This window comes from Actinomadura sp. NEAU-AAG7 (genome assembly GCF_018603865.1).
Classification (GTDB): Bacteria; Actinomycetota; Actinomycetes; order Streptosporangiales; family Streptosporangiaceae; genus Spirillospora; species Spirillospora litoris.
In genome coordinates, this window is the sequence record NZ_JAHFZY010000008.1 from 78,868 (window position 1) to 97,742 (window position 18,875).

Below are 18,875 nucleotides of genomic sequence, written 5' to 3' on the forward strand. Positions count from 1 at the left end.
CGGACGTGTCAGGCGATCGCGTTCGCTGCCCCGGGGGCGGGGACGCTCTCGTACTGGCGGTTCCTGCGCTCGGCCCGCCAGTGGGCCACCCACCAGCCGAGGCCGCGCAGGCCGCAGACGATGGCGGTCGCGAAGAACAGCGTGTAGACGACGTTCGCCACCATCAGGACGCCGTACACGGTGGCGACCGAGCTGCCGAAGATGAACTGGGCGCGGCCGCCGTGCGGGGTCGTGCCCGGGTCGGTGATCATGTAGTTGGTGAACAGGACGAACGCGACGCCGGCCATCACGCCGAGGGCCGAGACGAGCGCGACGTCCCAGATCCAGTGGCGGATGAGCGCCTGGATCGCGAAGCCGCCCATCCAGCCCATGATCAGCATGACGCGCTTGGTGAGCATCGCGTTGATGACGGTGCCCGCGGTCGCGATCACGAGCGGGATCAGCACCCGGAACAGGCCGTTCGCGTACTCGGTGAACTGGTAGGGCGGCGCGATGCTGACCCACGAGCCGAAGGCCAGGAGCGTGACCGCGATGCCGAGGTTCGAGGGGTTCATGTAGTGGCGCATCCGGCCGTTGATCGGCGCCCGCAGGACGTGCTTCTGCCCGACGGCGACGACGACGCCGAACATGACCGGCCACCACTGGTTGTTGGCGTACAGGAGCATGTTCACGGCGAGGCTGGTGATGTGCGACGGGAGCATGAACTCAAGGACGCCGCGCCAGCCGCCGCCGCGGAAGCGGACCCGCCTGCGCTCGGCCCAGGCGCTGATGTACTCGAAGACGATCTCGGTGGTGTAGCCGGTCGCGAGCGCGAGGAACGGCCACAGCCACGGCTGCTCGAAGCCGAGGATCGTGTATCCGAGGATGTTGAAGACGGTGAGCGAGATCGCGAAGTTGCGCAGCGCCAGATACCGGACGTTCGGCGCCGCCGGCGGCGCGCCGCGCGGCGGTTCCGCCGCGGGCGGTGTGTTGACCGTTTCGACCGTCGTGCTCATGACGTCGGGACCTCCGTGGCAGTGTTGGTCAGGAGCAGGGTGTGGGCGCCCGGCGCCAGGTTGAGGTCCTGCTGCCGCATCGATCCGGTGCCGTCGGGCCAGCGCACCCGGGCCTTGACCGGCGCCTGCGAGGAGCCGAGCCCGAAGCGGACCTCGAAGCTGCGCTTGCCGGTGCCGCCCCCGCCGCCGTCCAGCCGGGAGATCTGCGTGCGGCCGTCGGCGGTCCAGATCTGCACGGTCGCGCCGTAGGCGGGCGTGCCCGCGCCGGACAGGCCCTGGCCGGGCTTGGCGCCGTTGACCGGGCGGAACAGGTGCAGGCTGAGCGCCTTGCCGAGCTTGGGCGAGCTGTTGGCGTAGAACGCCGGCGGGCCCCACTGCCGCGCCACCGCGAGGTCGAGCGCGCCGGTGCCGCGCGTGTCGGCGGTGGCGATGCCCCGGGTCGGGATCGGCACCGCGAGGCCGAGCTGCTCGCTGACGTTGCTGTACTTGCCGTCGGGCTTGGCCGCGTAGAACGCGAGCTTCTCGCCGCCGGACAGGTCGTCACCGGGCTGGACGTGCGGCCACAGCTTCGGGTTGCTGAACACCGAGTCGTTGTTCATGGCCATCTCCTGCAGCCACGGCCAGCGCTGGATGTCGCCCTTGATGAAGCCGTCGGCCTGGACGACGTCCATCCGCCCGCTGTTGCTGAAGTCGCCCATCTTCACGTCCCAGCACCAGCCCGTCCAGGCGAGGCCGAGCTGCTGGGCGCGCTGCTCGAACGGCGCGTGGCCGTCGGCCATCTCCCGCGCCATCTCCGCCTCGCTCTTGGCCTTGTTGAGGAACACGAAGTTGCTCTCCTCAAGGCCCCACGCGGCGGTGATGTTGCTGACGGCGAGGTCGAAGCGGCCCTTGCCCTGGAGGTCGCCGAAGTCGACGCCCATCCCCTTGTTGGAGTCGTGGCCGATCGCGAACGACTTCGGCGTGATCGCCGAGCGCTTGCCCGTGACGTTCTTGAACTTGATGTGCCCCGGCGTGGAGACGTTGTAGAAGATGCGGTCCTTGCCGAAGTCGTTGGCGACGTACACCTCGGGCTTGCCGTCGCCGGTCAGGTCGGCGCTGGAGATCGCGAGGGTCCAGCCGGTGGCCTGCTTGTAGGGGACGGCGCCGGTCTGCTCCTCGTAGGCGGCCGAGGGGCGCGCGCCGGACGTCCCGCCCGTCCAGCGGTACACGTGCGTGCCGCCGCCGTTCTTGGCGTCGGAGAACGAGCTGGGCATCACGACGTTCGGCTGGCCCTTGGGGTCGAGCACGTCGGAGTCGGGGAAGTAGTTGGAGATGAAGATGTCGGGGTGGCCGGTGCCGTCGAACGAGCCGACGTCGAGCGCGTCGGTGTTCCAGCGCGGCCCGGTGTAGCGGCCGGTGGTGGAGACGCCGGGCAGGAGTTCGACGGGCTGGTAGGCGGTCGGCGAGAGCGTCTTCGCGTCCGACCTGGCGAGGAACAGGATGGGCGTCCGGCCCCAGAAGTGGACGAGGAGGTCGGCGCGCCCGTCGACGTTGAAGTCGCCGGGGGTGCAGCCCATGGGCGCCATCCGGTGGTCCATCGGCAGCGGCGCGGGGTTCAGCGCGAACGGCGTGAAACGGTCGGCCGCGGGGGCGGTCGGCGCGTAGGTCACGACGATGTCGTCGGTGCGCGGGTCGACGATGCAGATCCCGTCGTCCCTGCCGTGGCCGGTGAGGTCGGCGGTGGCGACGCCCGCGCCGACCGAGGAGATCCAGGAGCGGATCTTGTAGTAGGCGGGGTTGACCTGCCGGATCGTCTGCGTCTGGCGGTAGCCGGGCGGCATCGCGAGCGGCATCTCGGTGAACTTGTAGGGCGCCGCGACGGTGGACAGCTCCGATCCCGACGACCCCGGGATCCGCGCGACGAAGAACAGCGCCAGCGCCAGCACCACCGCCAGGGCAGCCGGAACAGATCTTCGGACGCGCTCATGCGAATTGGGCATCGCTCCCCCTTGAAAGGTTGCGTGGACGGTCGCGCATACTTCGCTCCATGAGTTTCCGCTCACATTTGCTCGGCACGCGCGGGTCGCGGCCTGCCGACTCAGCGAAAGTCTAGGCAGTGTTATGCCATGGACTTACTTCCTGGTTGCTTAGTTGGCGACGCTTTATCACATGCCCGAATCCCGGGATCGCCGCCATTTTGGCGAGCGAATTCCCGGGTTTCGGGTGGCGGCCGGGCCGCCTTATGCGGCGGGGCGGTTGCGCGTCCCGGTGAAATGGTGGCGGATGGCGGCGCGCCACAGTTCGTAGGCGGGCGCCGGGCCGGAGGCGGCGGCGGCGCCGCCGGTGTCGTCGGCGAGCCGGACGGCCGCGCCGGCCGGAAGGCCGGTCAGCGCCGTCAGCGAGGCCCGGCTGTGCTCGGGCAGGTGGCCCGAGTAGTCGCGGGCCTTGGCGGCGAACACCGCGCCCTGCGCGAGGTCGGGCGCGCTCGTCCCGGCCGCCGCGCGCAGCGCCGCGAGGCCCTCGTGGTCGCAGCCGCCCGCGAACGTCGCCGCCAGCCCGACCCCGCTCCACAGGTCGGCATGGCGCCGCTCGGCGAACGCCTCGACGGCGGAGGCGACCGCCTCGGGGCGCGCGCCGTGCACGAACCACAGCGCGCGGCCGATCCCCTGGTCGACGGCACGCGGGAAGTAGTCGGGCGCGCCCTGCCAGGGGTAGGGCTTGAGCGGCTCCTGGCGTCCGATGTGGCGCGGGGTGTCGAAGTAGGCCTTGTCGAAGCCGTAGCCGTCCACGGCGAGCCAGCTCATCGTCGGGTGGTAGGGGGAGCCGGTGAGGTCGGGCAGCACCTTCTTCCACAGCGGCCGGGGCAGCCGCGCCATCGCGAACCCGATGCCGATGTAGGCGAGGAAGATGTGGGGTTGGCCGGGGCCCATGAGCAGGTCGCGGGTGCGGGTGCCGCGCGGCCCCATCGCGTCCAGCACGGTGAACGCCATCGTCGCGCCCTCGTAGGCGAACCCGCGCAGTTCCGGCTCGACCATCGCGAGTTTGCGCTCGACCTCCCATTGGCCGCGCGCGTCGATTCCCCATTCGAAACCGCAGACGACCGCCTGCGGTACCGCCTCCAGCCGTTCGGTGACGGGGGACGGCGTGACCGGGAACCCCCTTTTCTCGAAGCCGACGTCGGCCAGCTTCGGGGTCAGCACGAGCCTGCGCAGCGAGCCGAGGACGGTCGGCATGGAGGTCCCCTCCCTCGTTCTCCCACCGGCACACCGCCGGTGCGTCAACCGTCGCCCCGCAACGGCGGGCGCGCATCTTTCGGAGTGCGCTCCGGGCCGCCCGGAGAAAAACCCGATGGCAATCGGAGAGATGCGCGCGCCCACCGGTCGGCGCAAGCCTGGAAGCACGAGTCACCGCGTTTCCCAGGAGGTCCCGGCGGCGCATGCCCGGACCTCATTCCCCGCCGTTCTCGTGAAAGGGACGGAACATGACCGATGACGCCGCACCCGACGGCGACGACACCACGACCCTGACCCTGGAGGCGTTCGCCGACACGATCGTGCCGGGCGAGAAGCGCGGCCCGGACGACGTCGCCATCGCGGGCGCGGCGCCCGGCCCCGGCGCCGTCCAGGCGGGGGCGATGGAACTGCTCGGCATGTTCGCGCCCGGCATCTCCGAGGCGCTGGACGGCTACGCGCAGGGCGTCAACGAGCACGCCCTCGGGTACGCCCGCGAGCGGGGCCTGGACCTCGACGCCGCGCTGCCGCCGTTCGTCGCGCTCACCTACGCCGACCGGGCCGCGCTGGTGCGGACGCTGACGACGCCCGGCCACCCGGAGAAGGACTTCTGGGTGCTGCTCGCCCTGTTCTGCAACATGGCCTACGACACCGCCGCGCACATGCACACGACCGACGCCCTCGCGACGGGCCATCCCGGGCTCACGGCCATGGGGTTCATGCCGCCCGACGCGGACGGCCTGTGGCGGTTCGGCGCCTTCTCCTACGGCCGCGAGCTGGCCTCGATCCACCCCGACACGACCTCGACAGGGAGCCCGTCATGAGCAGCCCCGAGCGCGCCGACGTCATCGTCATCGGCAGCGGATTCGGCGGCGCGATCGCCGCCTACCACCTCGCCGCGGGCGGGGCGAAGGTCGTCGTGCTGGAGCGCGGCCCCTGGGTGAAGACCGACGAGTTCGAGCACGACTTCCTGCTCGGCTCGTCCTACACCCGCGTGTTCGACTTCGTCGTGGGCGACGGGATGAGCCTGCTCGGCGGCAACTGCGTCGGCGGCGGGAGCGTCGTGTACTTCGCGACGATGCCGCGCGCGCCCCGGTTCGTGTTCGAGCGCAAGGGCTCGATCGGCCGCCGGATGTGGCCGGCGGCGATCGACCGGGACTCCCTGGAGCCCTGGTACGACCGGGTCGCCGAGGCGCTGCCCGTCCGCCGGCAGGGGTGGGACGTCGTCACCTACTCGGGCGGGGTGTTCGCCGCCGCGTGCGACCACGCGGGCCGCACCGCCAACCCCGCGCCGACCGCCATCGACAACGACCTGTGCACCAACTGCAACTGGATGATGTCGGGCTGCCGGTTCGACGCCAAGCGGTCGCTGCTGCTGAACTACCTGCCCGCCGCCGTCGCGCACGGCGCGCGGATCCGCCCGCTGCACGAGGTGCAGTACCTCTCGCGGACCGACGACGGCGGCTACCAGGTGCACTACAACGTCATCGACGAGGAGGACTACCGGGTCACCGCGGGCTCCGGCACGCTGGAGGCCAAGATCGTCGTGATGGCGGCCGGGGCGGGCGCCACCCCGGTGATCCTCCAGCGCTCCGAGCCGCACCTCGGCGAGATGCCGCACGCGGTCGGCCGCTACTTCTCCGGCAACGGCGAGCGGCTGAACACGGCGGTGCTGAACGAGGACAAGGTCGCGGAGGTGCTCGGGCTGTCGCGGCCGGACGGCCCGGCGTACGGCGCGTCCCAGATCGGCAAGGGCCCGTGCGTCGCGAGCTGGGACAACCTCGACGGGTCGCTGCCGGAGTACGACCGCTTCTCGCTGGAGCAGCTCTACTTCCCGCCGGGGCTCGGCACGATCCTCGCGCAGACGCCCACGGCCGACGGCAGGACGTGGTTCGGGCCGGAGAAGAAGGAGATGCTCCGGCGCTGGCAGTCCTGGCTGACGATCTTCACGATGAGCGAGGACGACAACGAGGGCGTGTTCGGCCCGCCGCCCGCGACCGGCAACTCCGTCCGGATCTCGCAGCAGATGCTCGGCCGCGGCAACCTCGGCTACGTCCCGACCGCGAACACGCTGCACGGCTGGGAGATCTCCGACGCCGAGGCCAAGCGGGTCATGGAGAAGGACGGGCTCGCCACCGTGCTGCCGTGGACCAACGACCTCGTCGGCGCCTACACCGTCCACCCGCTCGCGTCCTGCCGGATCGGCGACGACCCCGGCACGTCCGCGCTGGACGACCGGCACGAGCTGCGCGGCCACCCCGGCGTGTTCGTGACCGACGGGTCGGCGGTGCCGGGCGCGCTCACCGTGAACCCGGCGCTCACCATCGCCGCGCTCGCCGAGCGGTCGATCCCCGGCATCGTCCGCGCGCTGCGCGACCGCGGCGTGGACGTGGGCTACGGGGCACCGGCGCCGGACGGGGACACCGCCGCCCGCGACGCCGTCCTGCCGCTGGTCCGCGACCTCGTCCGGGAGTAGCGGTGGCCCCGCTGCGTCAGCCGCTCAGCCGCCCGCTGCGCCGGGCGCTGGCCAGGGTCGAGCATGTCAGCCCGGTCGCGCCCGGCGCGGCGACCGGGCTGGTCGCCGCCGTGTACGGCCAGGTCGAGCGCGACTTCGGCATGCTCGCCCCGCCGGTCGCGCTGCACTCGCCGCTGCCGGACGTGCTCGCCGCGTCCTGGACGATCCTGCGCGAGAGCCTCGTCGTGCCGGGCCTGGCCGGGCGGGCGGCCAAGGAGGCCGTCGCCGCCGAGGTCTCCCGCCGCAACACCTGCCCGTACTGCGTCGCCGTGCACGCCGCGGCGGCCCCGGCGGCGACGCCGCTCACCGGCTGGGTCCAGCGCGGCGGAGCGGGCGAGTCGCCGTTCCCGGACGAGCACGCCCCCGAGTACATCGGCGTGCTGGTCACGTTCGAGTACCTGAACCGCATGGTCAACCTGTTCCTGGACGACTCGCCGCTGCCCCCGTCGGTCCCCGGCGCCGCGCGGGACCCGATGATGCGGCTGCTCGGCCGGATGACGCGGCGCAGGATCCGCTCCCCCGGCGTCTCGGCGGCGCTGCTGCCCGCCGCGCCGCTGCCGGGCGACCTCGCCTGGGCCGCGCGCACCCCGCACGTGGCGGAGGCGTTCGCGCGCGCGGCCGCGGCGTTCGCGCGGGCGGGCGCGGCGGTGCCGCCGCCGGTGCGCGACCTCGTCCGCGCGCAGGTCGCGGCCTGGGACGGCTCCCCCAAGGGCCTGTCCAAGGGGTGGGCCGAGGAGGCCGCCGCCGCGCTGCACCCGGTGGACCGTCCCGCCGGGCGGCTCGCCCTGCTCACGGCGTTCGCCTCGCACCAGGTGGGCGCGCGCGACGTGGCGGCGTTCCGCGCCGTCCGCCCCGATGACGGGACGCTCGTCGGCCTCGCCGCGTGGGCGTCCTTCACCGCCGCCCGCGCCGCCGGAGCGCGCGTCCACGCGGCCGGACCATCCGCTGAGAGAGGAACACAGACATGACCGACCCAGTGGTCACCGCCCTGATCGCCGAGGGCGACGCCCTCGACCGGATGGTGACGGGCATCGCCCCCGACCAGTGGAAGACCCCGACCCCGGCCCCCGGCTGGTCGGTCTCCGACCAGATCGCGCACCTGACCTTCGTCTACGGCCTCGCGGGCATGGCCGCGTCCGACCCGGACGCGTTCAAGTCCGTCACCGAGGCCGCCGCGAAGGACTTCCAGGGCGCCGTCAACGCCGCCGTGAAGCAGCACACCGGCGCGCCCGACGACATGCTGGCCGCCTTCCGCGCCCAGCGGACGGCGACGGAGAAGGCGCTGGCCGCGCTGCCGGGCGACAGGCTGGTGCCCTGGCTCGTCCGCCCGATCCCGGCGGCCGTGCTCGCGGCGGCGGGCATGATGGAGCTGTTCGCCCACGGCCAGGACATCGCCGACGCCGTCGGCGTCCGCCGCGAGGCGACCGACCGGCTGATGCACGTGGTCGTGTTCGCGATCCTCGTGCAGGAGTTCGGCTACCAGGCGCGCGGCGAGACCCAGCCCGACACCCCGTTCCGCTTCGAGATCACCGCCCCGTCCGGCGCGGTGCACGCCTACGGCCCGGCGGACGCCGAGCAGCGCGTCTCCGGCCCCGCCGAGGACTTCTGCCTGCTGGTCACCCGCCGCCGCCACCGCGACGACCTGAAGGTCGTCGCGGTGGGCGCCGAGGCCGACCACTGGCTCGACATCGCCCAGGCGTACCGGGGCCCGGCGGGCGAGGGCCGCCGCCCCGGCCAGTTCGCCTGACCCCGCGTCCGGCACGTGGCCCGGCCGAAGATCTTTTCGGTCGGGCCACGCGCCGTTGTTTGTTAGCATGTCGATCGTTCGGTGTCGGTTCCGGTCGGATGGGAGGTGGGGTTCGGTGGTCGCGGTGATTCACGCTGCCCTGGGCAGCGTCCCGGCAATCCCCACGTCCTGGGCTTCGGCCTGACCCACCGCTTGCGGCCCGGGTCGGGCATCCGCCCTCGATGAGCGCGGCGCCCACGGCACGGGCAGTGATCTCTCAACGGTCCCCTCGTTCCGTTCGCCCGTGGCGTCGCGTCCCCACCGAACACAGAACGGACTTCACCACCGTCATGATCAATTCCTGGATCGCCCGCGCCGAGACGACCGCCGATCTCACCGGGATCCGCGACGTCAACCTCGCGGCCTTCCCCACCCCGCACGAGGCCGACCTGGTCGAGGCCCTGCGCGCCGACCGCGGCGCGTGGATCCCCGGCCTGTCCTGGGTCACCGAGACCCTGGAGGGCACCATCGCCGGGTTCGCGCTGCTCACGCGCTGCCACGTCGACGGCGCCCCGGCGCTCACGCTCGGCCCGTGCGCCGTGCGGCCCGAGTTCCAGCGGCACGGCGCCGGTTCCGCCGCGATCCGCGCGGCGCTCGACGCCGCCCGCGAGATGGGCGAGAACCTCGTGCTCGTCCTCGGCCACGCCGAGTACTACCCGAGGTTCGGCTTCGCCCCGGCCTCGCGGCACTCCATCCGCCCGCCCTTCGACGTCGAGGACCGCTACATGATGGCGCTGGCCCTCGACCCCGACCGACCCGTCCCGTCCGGGACGATCCGCTACCCCGAGGCGTTCGGGGTCTGACCCTCTGAGGCGCCCCGGCCGCCGGCCTCAGCCGGCGGCCGGGGTGAACGCGGAGGCGTGGTCGCGGACGAAGTCGGCGATGTCGCGCGGCGGCCGCCCGAGCAGTTCGGCGACGGTGCCGGTGGTGAGGTCGCCCCAACCGGACGCGTAGGCCCGCGCGTACTCCTCCAGCATGTCGACCATCCATTCCGGGACGCCGTGGCCGAGGAGCTCCTTGCGCTTGGCGGCGTCCCCGACCGGCAGGTACGCGACGGAGCGGCCGAGGACGTGGCCCAGGTGCCGCGCGACCTCGGCGAACGACACCGAGCGCGGGCCGGTGAGGGTGTAGGTCGCGCCGTGGTGGCGGTCGGGGTGATCGAGCAGGACGCGGGCGGCGCAGTCCGCGATGTCGCGCGCGTCGATCATGCCGACCCGCGCCGAGGCCATGTTCAGCGAGAACGTGCCGGTGGCGGAGATGTCGCCCGCCTCGTTCAGCAGGTTCTGCATGAACCAGTGCGGGCGCAGGATCGTCCAGCGCATGCCGCACAGCTCGGTCTCCCGGTCGGACAGCGCGTGCAGCCTGCCGCCGCGGTTCGGCGCGTCGTGCGCCGCGCCGACGACCGAGAGGCGCACGACGCGCTCCACGCCCGCTTCGCGCGCGGCCCACACGGCGTTCATGCTGTGCTCCGGAGCGCGCGGGCCGTTCGGCGTGAGCAGCCACACGTCGTGGACGCCCTCGAACGCGGCGGGCAGCGACCGGGCGTCCCCGAGGTCGCCGGCGACGACCTCGGCGCCCCGCTCGCGCAGGCGCTCCGCCCTCGACTCGTCACGGACGAGGGCTCGGATGCTCCTCCCTTTCAGGGAGTCCATCAGCGCGGTGGACACGGTTCCGGTGGCGCCCGTGATCAGAACGGTGCGTGGCATGCTCATTCTCCTTGTTCATCGAAAGGCGTTCCAGGCCCCAGAGGACGAAGGTCGCGACCGAGAGGGCGGCGCCCAGGACGCACACCCCCGTCCAGCCGCCCCGCGCCCAGACCAGCGAGGTCAGCGCGGAGCCGGCCGCGCCGCCGGCGAAGAAGGCCGTCATGAACGCGGAGTTGATCCGGTTGCGGGCCTCGGGCCGGAGCGCGTAGACGACGTGCTGGTTGCCGTTGAGCACCATCTTGTGCGCGAGGTCCAGCACGATGACGCCGACCAGCAGCCAGAGCAGCGAGGTCGATCCGGCGGCGAGCGCGATCCAGGACGCCGCGAGCGCGAGCGCCCCGGCGGCGGTCAGCAGCTGCGCGTGCCCGCGGTCGGCGAGCCGTCCCGTCAGCGAGGCGGTCAGCGCGCCCGCGGCGCCGACCAGGCCGAACAGGCCGATCGTCGACTCCGACCAGCCGTAGGGCGAGCGCACCAGCAGGAACGTGAGCGCCGTCCACAGCACGCTGAACGCGGCCATGCTCAGGGCGGCGATGCCCGAGCGCCACCGCAGCAGCGGCTCGTCCCGGAGCAGCAGCGCCGTCGAGCGCAGCAGGCCCGGGTAGGACAGCCGCCGCCCCTCGCCGCCGAGCCGGGGCAGGTAGATCCGCAGCAGCACGGCCATCGCCGCCATCAGCGCCGCGTTCACCCAGTAGACCGTCCGCCAGCCGCCCACCTCGGCCAGCGCGCCCGCCGCCGTCCGCGCCAGCAGCGCGCCGAGCAGCAGGCCGGTCATCACGGTGCCGACCACCCGGCCGCGCTCGGCCGGGGCCGCCAGCGTCACCGCGAACGGCACCAGCACCTGCGCGCCCACCGAGGTCAGCGCGGTCAGGCCGGTGGCGGCCAGCAGGATCGTGCCGCCCGGCGCGGTGGCCGACACCAGCAGGAGCAGCGCGGTCACCGCGTAGAGCGACACGGCGAGCCGCCGCCGCTCCACCAGGTCGCCGAGCGGCACCAGCAAGATCAGCCCCAGCGCGTAGCCGCCCTGGGCCGCCGTCACCGTCAGCGCCGCGAGCGAGGGGCCGAGCCCCAGCTCGCGGCCGATCAGGTCGAGGAGCGGCTGCGTGAAGTAGTTGCCCGCGACCGCCAGCCCGGTCGCCACCGACATGAGCAGGAACAGCCCGCGCGGCGCGGCGCCGTCCGGATGAGGTCTCGTCATGCGCCCACCCTCGGTGATGGGCGATCAATGAGTCCAACACATGTTTGTCATCGGATCGATCGTGCATCACGATGGACGCGTGGAGCTTCAGCAGATGCGCTACGTCGTCGCCGTCGCGGAGACGAGCAACTTCACCCGCGCCGCCGAGCGCTGCCTGGTCGTCCAGTCGGCGCTGAGCCACCAGATCGCCCGGCTGGAGCGCGAACTCGGCGCGCGGCTCTTCGAGCGGACGAGCCGCCGCGTCCGGCTGACCGCGGCGGGCGAGGCGTTCCTCCCCGCCGCCCGCCAGGCGCTGGAGGCCGCCGAGCGCGCCCGCGCCGAGGTCGCGGCCGCGGGCGGGGTGATCCGGGGACGGCTCGCGATCGGCGCCATCTCCACGGTCGCCGCGGTCGACCTCCCGGCCGTGCTGAAGAGGTTCCGCCAGGGCCACCGGGAGGTGCGGATCAGCCTCCGGACGAGCCCCAGCGAGGAACTGGTCGAACGGGTGCGGCAGGGCACCCTGGACGTCGCCTTCCTGGGCCTGCCGCTGGGCGTCCGCCCCACGGGCGTCCACGGCCGGGAGATCGCGCGCGACGACCTCGTCGCCGTGGTCGCGCCCGACCATCCGCTCGCGGACCAGGAGGACGTGGACGTGCGCCGGCTGGCGGAGGAGACGTTCGTCGACTTCCCGGCGGGCACCGCCGGGCGCGCCCACTCGGACGCGGCGTTCGCGGCGGCCGGCATACGGCGCGAGGTCGCCTTCGAGGTGACGGCCGCCGCCCTCATGGCCCGCCTGATCAGGCAGGGCCTGGGCATCGGCATGCTGCCGTCGGCGTTCGTCCCCGAACTGCCCGACCTGCGCGTCGTCCGCCTCCGCGACGCGCCCGCCCGGATCGAGCACGTCGTCTGGAGCCGTTCCCAGCCCTCGCCCGCCGCGACGGCCTTCCTGTCCGCCCTGGACATCTCCCCGGCGGAGAGGTGAACCGCGCGGCTACCTCACCATTGCGGGGTGGTCCCGTCGCGCTGGATGAATTCGATGCGGTTGCCGAGGTTGTCGGCCACGTAGAAGCGGCGGTGGCCGGGGAAGTTGTCGTCCCAGGTGACGGCGACGCCGTGCTCGGTCAGGCGCTTTTCCAGGGCGTCCAGATCCGCCACGCGGATGCCCGGGTGGGCTTTGCGGGCGGGCCTGAAATCCTTTTCCACACCCAGGTGGATTTCGAGGCCGTCGGCGCGCACCCACAGGCCGCCGCGGGCCGCGAGCACCGGCGGCTTCTGGATCTCCAGCATGCCGAGCGCGCCGACGTAGAAGGCGCGGCAGTCGTCCTCGCTGCCCGGTGGGATGGCGATCTGCACATGGTGCAGGCCGTAGCCGAATTCCGACTCGTGGTCAGGGCCGTAGCCCTGGGACGAGATCTCCGTCATGAGCGCGCGCACTCCATTCCGTTCGTCTCCCCTTCAACCTTGGCACAGTTCCGCTCTTAGCGGCCCACCAGTTCGGCGAGGCGCTTCATGCATTCGACGCTCGCCTCGTAACCGCCGTCGGTGAAGTCGTCGCACCAGGGATTGTCCCGCTGGCTCTGGTCCAGCACCCGGCCGATCCGCCAGTGGGTCTCCAGCGAGAGCCAGCCCGCGTAGCCGTCCGCGCGGAGGGTGTCGACGATGTCGCCCCAGGGCAGGTCGCCGTCGCCCAGCCTGACGTAGGCGGTGCTCCCGGCCGGGTCCTTGACGTGGACGTGCCGGATCAGCTCCTTGCCCATCTCGTACTCGGCGGGGAACGGCTCGGGGTTCATTCCGGCGAAGACCGAGTTGCCCGGGTCCCACAGGATGCCGAGGCCCGGGATGTCGACGGCCTCCAGGAAGCGCAGGACGAGCGCGATCGTGGGCGTGTTCGTCCGCATGCCGGTCTCGACGAGCAGGTCGACGCCGTCGAGCGGCACCCCGTCCAGGACGCGTCTGGCCTGCTCGGCGGCGGCGAGCGGGGCCGGGCCGCCGTCGCGGTAGAAGGTGAAGATCCGGATGTGCGGGGCGCCGAGGATCCGCGCCTGCTCGACGGCGCGGACCACGATCGCGCGGGCGGCCGCCACGTCCTGCTCGGTGCGCGGCATCGGCACCTTGAGCGCGGGCGGGCAGAACCCGGCGACGGCGAGGCCGCGGGCCGAGAGTTCGGCGGCGATCGTCTCCAGCCGCCCGTCGGTCAGCTCGTGGGGCGGGACGTTGCCCACGGACCTGACCTCGATGCCGCCGAACCCGCAGGACGCGGCGGCGTCGGCGGCCCGGCCGAGGTCCTGGTCGACCTCGTCGTTGATGATGGCTAGGCGCATGCGATGGCCTCCCAGACCGTGCGCAGGGTGGTCAGGTCCTCGTGCGGGGTCCCGGAGCGGGACTCCACGGTGATGTCGGTCCCCGGCGCCGCGACCGCGCCGAGCCAGCCGAGGTCGGTCGCCCTCAGGGGGCGGTGCGGCGGTCTGCCCCCGCCTTCCGGGCGGTCGTACCCCTTGACCTGGACGGCCGCCGTCCACGGCGCCAGCGGCGGGACCGCCGAGGCGAAGTCGTCGGCGATGTCGTCCAGGCCGAGGTTGTCCAGCACCAGGCGGCAGCCGTGGCGCCGGCACAGCGCCACCAGCTCGTCGGGCGAGGCACCGCCCCGGTGGGTTTCGACCAGCACCCGCTCGGGCGCCCGCTGCTTCGTGAGCGCCGCCATCTGCTCGGCGGTGGCCGGGGCGTCTGCGCACCCGGGCGCGGCGAACACCTTCACGCGGCGGTCGGGGTAGCGCTCGGCGGCCGACAGGTCCTGGCCGTCCGCGCCGAGCACGGCCGAGATCCCGACGAAGGAGACCGCGAGGCCGTCCAGCCCGGCGATGCCCTGCTCCTCCCAGCGGTGGCCCTTGCCCGCCCGCAGGTCGGCCACCGTGCCTCCGGCGGCGCGCACCAGCGCGGCCAGCTCGCCGGCCGCGAGCCCCGGCACCGATCCCGAGGACAGCCCGACCCTCACCATCCGGTCCCCGCCTTCCGCACCTCGTCCAGGATCCGGGTGACCGGCCTGGTCCGCTCCAGCGACGACAGCCCGGGGCCGCGCGCGAAGTCCTCGTACACCTTCGTCCGCATCTCGCTGGTCGATCCGGCCGGGAACGTCCGTTCCGCCCGTCCCTCCCGCAGCGTGACGGCGCCGTCGGTGACGGTCACGCAGCGCTCGTCCCCGGCGATGACCAGCTGCTCGATCCGCGCCGGGACGTCGGCGGCGACGGTCAGCGCCAGCGTGGAGCCCGAGGCGAACCGGACCAGCCCGCTGACCCGGGTGTCGATGCCGGGCGCGCACGACCGGTAGTCGTGGACGTCCACGGACTCGACCGCGCCGAGCAGCTGGCAGGCCATGTCCAGGTAGTGGACGCCGAGATGGGCGGTGATGCCGCCGAGCGCCTGCCCCGAGTCGGCCCGCCAGCCGGTGTAGTGCGTGGCCGGGTCGCGGAACCGGCTCACCAGCAGCGTGCCGGCGGCCGCGGTGAACGGCGCCGCCAGCACCTCGGCGGGCAGCCGGAACCGGTGCTGGAGCATGACCCCGACGGTGCCGCCCGCCCCGGTCAGCCGGTCCAGCTCCTCGACCGACATGCACGGCGGCTTCTCCAGCAGCACGGCCTTGCCCGCCGCGATCGCCTCGGCCGCCAGCTCCGCGCGCCCGCCCGGCGGCAGGCACAGCGCGACCGCGTCGATGTCGCGGTCCTCCAGCACCGCGCGCCATCCCACCGACCTGGTGAAGGACCCGGTCGTAACGGCCGTGTCCGGATCCAGCACCGAGTGGACGGCCACGCCCGGCAGCCGCTCGATCGCCTCGGCGTGCTGCCGCCCGGCGGAGCCGAACCCGCAGATGGTCACCCTCATCGCTCTCCCGATCTCAACGCGTCGCGGGCCCCGCCGAGGATCCGCAGTCTCTTCAGGGCGTCGCGGACGGCCAGCGCCTCCGAGCCCAGCTCCGGCACCGGACGCTCCGCCGGCGACCGCCGGAAGTCCTTCAGGAACGGTTCGGTGTCCGCGCCGAGGAGCTCCGACAGCGCCTCGGCCCGCGCGCCGGACGGGTCGTCGCACAGGCCGCCGTAGTCGAGTTCGCAGCGGCGCTCGGGCGGGACGGCGTTCCGGAAGGCGAGCCAGCGCGCCGTCCAGTACGCCCATTTCGCCGAGGCCGCCGCCACCTCGCGCGGGTTCCACGGCTTGTCGTGCCGCCAGGCGAGCATCGAGGCCACCGCCTCGGCGGGCTCCCTGGTCAGGAACACCCAGCGGGCCCGGGGGAACACCGCGTGCAGCCAGGGCAGGTCGAGGAGGTACTCGTTGTACTTGTCGCCCCACGGGCGCCCGTCCCCGCACAGGCCGTACGCCTCGGCGCACACCCGCCCGACCTCGTCCTCGACCCGCTCGGCGGCCGTGCCCGACGCGGCCCTGCGCGCACCGGCGAGCAGCGCCGCGTCCGCGCCGGCGAGCCAGGCGTCCGCGCCCGGCCCGTACGGCGGGACGCGGCGCAGCGCGTGCGACACCTCGTCGGAGCGCAGGTGGCCGGCCGTCACGTCGGGCCCCGTCCACCAGCGCCGCAGCAGGTAGGGCAGCTTCCCGTTGACGGTGAAGCAGCCCCCGGCGGCGGCGGCCGCCCGCGCCATCGCCGCGCCGAGCGCCGTGGTGCCCGACCGCTGCGCGCCGACGAGCAGCACGGGATCGGCGCGGGTCATCGCTTCGCCGTGGACGCCCTGGGCACGACGCGCGCGCCGCGGGCGCGCCACTGCGAGCGCCGCGCCCGCTCCCGGCCGCCGAGGTAGACGGCGTCGAGCGCGACGTTGAGCAGCGCCGCCGGGGCGTGCTCACCGGCGACCGCCGCCCTCATGCCGCCGCTCAGCCGCTCGGACGCCGTGCCGGTCAGCGGCGTGTCGTCCAGCAGACCGGCGCGCCACGCCTCCCGCACCGCGACCCGCAGCCCCTTGGAGTTGCGGTGCAGCACCACCATGTCGGGGACGAAGTGGGTCATCCCGCCCGCCGCCTCCAGCCGCCGGACGAGGAACCGGTCGCTCATCGTCCGCGTGTCGGGGAACCCGCCCGCCTTGACCAGCAGGTCCCGCCAGACCATCGCGTTGCCGCCCGCGAGGAACGGGACCGCCTGGCCCGGCTCCAGCGGCGCGTAGCGGTCGTTGTACCGGAGCTGCCTGGCACGTGACACGATCCCGCGGTCGAACCGCAGGACGGGCCCGGTCACCGCGCCCCGCGCGCGGGTCAGCTCCCTGCGCGCCGCCTCCAGCCAGCCGGGGGTCAGCCGGGCGTCGTCGTCGAGGAAGCCGACGGCGTCCACCTCGTCCGCGAGCACCTGGAGGGCCAGGTTCCGGCTGTAGGCGGCGCCCCGGCGGACGGCGTTGCGCCGCTTCACCACCGGTACGCCGCCGACCTCGGGCGGCACGACCACCAGCTCGTCGGCGCCGTCGTCGATCACGATCACCTGCGCCACCGAGCCGTCGGCCTCGCCGGCGATGGAGCGCAGGCAGGCCGCGAGGTCGTCGGGCCGCCCGCAGGTCGGAATGATCAGTGCGATGTGCTGGGCGTCCACGCCCGCCTCCATTCGGTCATGCAGCTTTCCCACTGGCCCTGCTCGTCCGCCGGAAGGTAGGTCCGGCGGATCTCCCGCGGCGCCGCGTCCCAGGCCAGGGCGGGCGCCTTGACCGATCCGAAGCACAGCGGCGGCAGCCCGGCGACGGGGTCGCGCGGCGGCTCGCCGAAGGGGTAGGCGAGCCAGTCGCGGGCGCCGGGGAGGCGCTCGGCCAGCACGCTCCGGGCCCGGTCGACCTCGCGGCGGACCTCCTGCGCGCCGAGCCCGCTGAAGGGCCGGTGCGTGCTGGCGTGGCTGGCGACCACGTGCCCGCGCCGCTGGAGTTCGGCGAGGTCGTCCCAGGTCATGTGCCGCAGCGGGCCGCGCACGGGATGCTCCTCGACGGTGCCGACGAGGTCCACGCTGACGAAGTGGACGGCCCGCCACCCCCGCCGCTCCATGATCGGCAGCGCGTGCTCGAAGACGTCGGCGTACCCGTCGTCGAAGGTCACCAGGCAGGCGGGGCCGGGATGCCCGCCCCCGCCGAGGACGCCGTCCACCGCCTCCGGCGCGAGCGCCGCGAAGCGCTCGCCGAGCCGGGCCAGCGCCGCGTCGAAGGCCGCCGGGGTGACGGAGGTGTAGTGCCTGATGTCCGGGTCGACATGGTGGAAGTACAGGACGACGGGCCACCCGGGAGCGGAACCCACCTGGGGTGGTGGAAATAACGATGCTCGGGAAGGTTCGCTCACCATCGAGAAGGCCCTTTCGCTGGGTGCCGGGGTGGTTACTTCGATTCCGTCCAGGGATGCATGGCCTGGGTCATGCCGGTGTCGAGTTCCGCTGGGGACGCGCAGCCGACGAGCCGCATCACGCGGACGAGCTCGGTCTGGAAGACGGACAGGACCTGCTCGACCCCCGGCTGCCCGGCGGCCGCGAGGCCGTAGACGAACGGGCGCCCGATCAGCACCGCCCGCGCGCCGAGGCACAGCGCCTTGACGACGTCGGCGGCCCGCCGGACGCCGCCGTCCAGCAGCACCTCGGTCGTGTCGCCGACGGCGGCGACGATCTCGGGCAGGACGGTCAGCGTGGCCGGAGCCCCGTCGAGCGCGCGGCCGCCGTGGTTGGAGACGATGACGGCGTCGGCGCCCGCGTCGCGCGCGGCGATCGCGTCCGCGCCGACGAGGACGCCCTTGACCAGCAGCGAGCCGTCCCACTCCGCGCGCATCCACGCGATGTCGGCCCAGGTGAACCGGGCCGAGCGGTGCAGCCCGCCCGAGCCAAGCACCCGCGTCGCGCCCTGGACCGTCGCCTTCTGCTTTCGGGCGGCCAGCGCCATCGCGGCCGCCCAGCGCGGGCTGGCCAGCAGTTGCCCGGCGAACCGCGCGGCCAGCGCCGGGCGCGGCCGCACCGGCGGGACGACGCCGTGCCGCAGGTCGCGCTCGTGGTTGCCGGGCGGCGGGCCGTCCATCGTGACGACGAGGCCGTCGAAGCCCGCGTCCCGCGCCCGGGTGATCAGCCGTTTGACCTCCTCGCGGCCGCCGGCGGAGTTGAGCTGGAACCAGTGCGGGCCCGGCGCGTTCGCGGCCAGCTCCTCGGGCGAGCACAGCGCGATCTTGCTCAGCACCGCGAGCGTGCCCGCCGCCGCGGCGGCGCGGGCCACCCCGACCGCCCCGTCCGGGTGGACGAGCTGCACCATCCCGGCGGGCGCGAGCAGCACCGGCATGGCCAGCTCGCGGCCGAGGACCGTCGTGGTGAGGTCCACCTCGGGATCGACGCCCATCCGCGGACGCAGCGCGACCTCGCGGAACGCCCGCTCGTTGGCGGCGAGCGTCACCTCGCCGTCGGCGCCGCCGTCGATGTAGTCGAACAGCGCCCTGGGCAGGACCCCCCGGGCCCGCTTCCTGGCGTCGGCGACGGTCAGGATCGGCGATGGCAT

The 18,875-nt window shown here is 73.7% G+C and carries 19 protein-coding genes; 6 read left to right on the forward strand and 13 right to left on the reverse strand.

Annotation, left to right across the window (positions count from 1 at the left end; genetic code table 11):
• Positions 1 to 8 precede the first annotated feature (8 nt).
• From KLI87_RS32610 to KLI87_RS32620, 3 genes are all read right to left on the reverse strand, one after another.
• Positions 9 to 995, reverse strand: a complete 987-nt coding sequence (locus tag KLI87_RS32610) for an enediyne biosynthesis protein (RefSeq protein ID WP_156220103.1) — start codon at positions 993 to 995, stop codon at positions 9 to 11.
• Entirely contained in the window at positions 992 to 2,974 is a 1,983-nt protein-coding gene (locus KLI87_RS32615) for an FG-GAP-like repeat-containing protein (protein ID WP_214620128.1), read from the reverse strand. Before KLI87_RS32615 ends, KLI87_RS32610 begins: the two co-directional genes overlap by 4 nt.
• A gap of 240 nt (positions 2,975 to 3,214) precedes the next feature.
• Positions 3,215 to 4,207 carry a DUF1702 family protein gene (locus KLI87_RS32620; protein WP_214620129.1) on the reverse strand — a complete coding sequence of 331 codons (993 nt, stop codon included), beginning with the start codon at positions 4,205 to 4,207 and terminating at the stop codon, positions 3,215 to 3,217.
• A 248-nt stretch (positions 4,208 to 4,455) separates the two neighbouring features.
• Between KLI87_RS32620 and KLI87_RS32625 the strand changes: the two genes are divergently transcribed.
• The 5 genes from KLI87_RS32625 (at position 4,456) to KLI87_RS32645 (ending at position 9,308) form a co-directional block, all read left to right on the forward strand.
• Positions 4,456 to 5,028 carry a DUF5987 family protein gene (locus tag KLI87_RS32625; protein WP_214620130.1) on the forward strand — a complete coding sequence of 191 codons (573 nt, stop codon included), beginning with the start codon at positions 4,456 to 4,458 and terminating at the stop codon, positions 5,026 to 5,028.
• Complete coding sequence (locus tag KLI87_RS32630) at positions 5,025 to 6,680, forward strand: FAD-dependent oxidoreductase (protein WP_214620131.1); 1,656 nt, start codon at positions 5,025 to 5,027, stop codon at positions 6,678 to 6,680. The genes KLI87_RS32625 and KLI87_RS32630 overlap by 4 nt, the downstream gene beginning before the upstream one ends.
• Before the next feature lie 2 nt (positions 6,681 to 6,682).
• Positions 6,683 to 7,687, forward strand: a complete 1,005-nt coding sequence (locus KLI87_RS32635) for a carboxymuconolactone decarboxylase family protein (protein ID WP_214620132.1) — start codon at positions 6,683 to 6,685, stop codon at positions 7,685 to 7,687.
• Positions 7,684 to 8,466, forward strand: coding sequence for a TIGR03084 family metal-binding protein (locus tag KLI87_RS32640; RefSeq protein WP_214620133.1), 783 nt, complete (start codon positions 7,684 to 7,686; stop codon positions 8,464 to 8,466). The genes KLI87_RS32635 and KLI87_RS32640 overlap by 4 nt, the downstream gene beginning before the upstream one ends.
• Before the next feature lie 329 nt (positions 8,467 to 8,795).
• Positions 8,796 to 9,308, forward strand: coding sequence for a GNAT family N-acetyltransferase (locus KLI87_RS32645; protein ID WP_214620134.1), 513 nt, complete (start codon positions 8,796 to 8,798; stop codon positions 9,306 to 9,308).
• A 27-nt stretch (positions 9,309 to 9,335) separates the two neighbouring features.
• On the opposite strand, the gene KLI87_RS32650 is transcribed toward KLI87_RS32645, so the two are convergent.
• Positions 9,336 to 10,211, reverse strand: coding sequence for an SDR family oxidoreductase (locus KLI87_RS32650; protein WP_156220096.1), 876 nt, complete (start codon positions 10,209 to 10,211; stop codon positions 9,336 to 9,338).
• On the reverse strand, positions 10,114 to 11,406 hold the full coding sequence (locus KLI87_RS32655) for an MFS transporter (RefSeq protein ID WP_214620135.1): 1,293 nt from the start codon (positions 11,404 to 11,406) through the stop codon (positions 10,114 to 10,116). Before KLI87_RS32655 ends, KLI87_RS32650 begins: the two co-directional genes overlap by 98 nt.
• Before the next feature lie 79 nt (positions 11,407 to 11,485).
• Here KLI87_RS32655 and KLI87_RS32660 point away from each other — a divergent pair, with 79 nt between their 5' ends.
• The gene (locus tag KLI87_RS32660) at positions 11,486 to 12,367 is read left to right on the forward strand and encodes a LysR family transcriptional regulator (protein ID WP_214620136.1); all 882 of its coding nucleotides are present in this window, start codon (positions 11,486 to 11,488) and stop codon (positions 12,365 to 12,367) included.
• 14 nt (positions 12,368 to 12,381) lie between these two features.
• On the opposite strand, the gene KLI87_RS32665 is transcribed toward KLI87_RS32660, so the two are convergent.
• The 8 genes from KLI87_RS32665 to KLI87_RS32700 all read right to left on the reverse strand — a co-directional run bounded on the left by KLI87_RS32665 (position 12,382) and on the right by KLI87_RS32700 (position 18,875).
• On the reverse strand, positions 12,382 to 12,807 hold the full coding sequence (locus KLI87_RS32665; RefSeq protein WP_156220094.1) for a VOC family protein: 426 nt from the start codon (positions 12,805 to 12,807) through the stop codon (positions 12,382 to 12,384).
• 56 nt (positions 12,808 to 12,863) lie between these two features.
• Positions 12,864 to 13,706 carry a sugar phosphate isomerase/epimerase gene (locus KLI87_RS32670; protein WP_214620137.1) on the reverse strand — a complete coding sequence of 281 codons (843 nt, stop codon included), beginning with the start codon at positions 13,704 to 13,706 and terminating at the stop codon, positions 12,864 to 12,866.
• On the reverse strand, positions 13,697 to 14,380 hold the full coding sequence (locus KLI87_RS32675; RefSeq protein ID WP_214620138.1) for a hypothetical protein: 684 nt from the start codon (positions 14,378 to 14,380) through the stop codon (positions 13,697 to 13,699). The genes KLI87_RS32670 and KLI87_RS32675 overlap by 10 nt, the downstream gene beginning before the upstream one ends.
• Positions 14,374 to 15,261, reverse strand: coding sequence for a Gfo/Idh/MocA family protein (locus tag KLI87_RS32680; protein WP_214620139.1), 888 nt, complete (start codon positions 15,259 to 15,261; stop codon positions 14,374 to 14,376). The genes KLI87_RS32675 and KLI87_RS32680 overlap by 7 nt, the downstream gene beginning before the upstream one ends.
• A complete protein-coding gene (locus KLI87_RS32685) occupies positions 15,258 to 16,097 on the reverse strand; it encodes a sulfotransferase (protein WP_214620140.1) in 840 nt (279 codons plus the stop codon). The genes KLI87_RS32680 and KLI87_RS32685 overlap by 4 nt, the downstream gene beginning before the upstream one ends.
• Positions 16,094 to 16,960 (reverse strand): glycosyltransferase family 2 protein, encoded by an 867-nt coding sequence (locus tag KLI87_RS32690; protein WP_173390928.1) that lies wholly within the window; start codon positions 16,958 to 16,960, stop codon positions 16,094 to 16,096. The genes KLI87_RS32685 and KLI87_RS32690 overlap by 4 nt, the downstream gene beginning before the upstream one ends.
• The gene (locus KLI87_RS32695) at positions 16,936 to 17,646 is read right to left on the reverse strand and encodes a polysaccharide deacetylase family protein (RefSeq protein ID WP_214620141.1); all 711 of its coding nucleotides are present in this window, start codon (positions 17,644 to 17,646) and stop codon (positions 16,936 to 16,938) included. The genes KLI87_RS32690 and KLI87_RS32695 overlap by 25 nt, the downstream gene beginning before the upstream one ends.
• Positions 17,647 to 17,723: 77 nt before the next feature.
• Complete coding sequence (locus tag KLI87_RS32700) at positions 17,724 to 18,875, reverse strand: alpha-hydroxy acid oxidase (RefSeq protein ID WP_214620142.1); 1,152 nt, start codon at positions 18,873 to 18,875, stop codon at positions 17,724 to 17,726.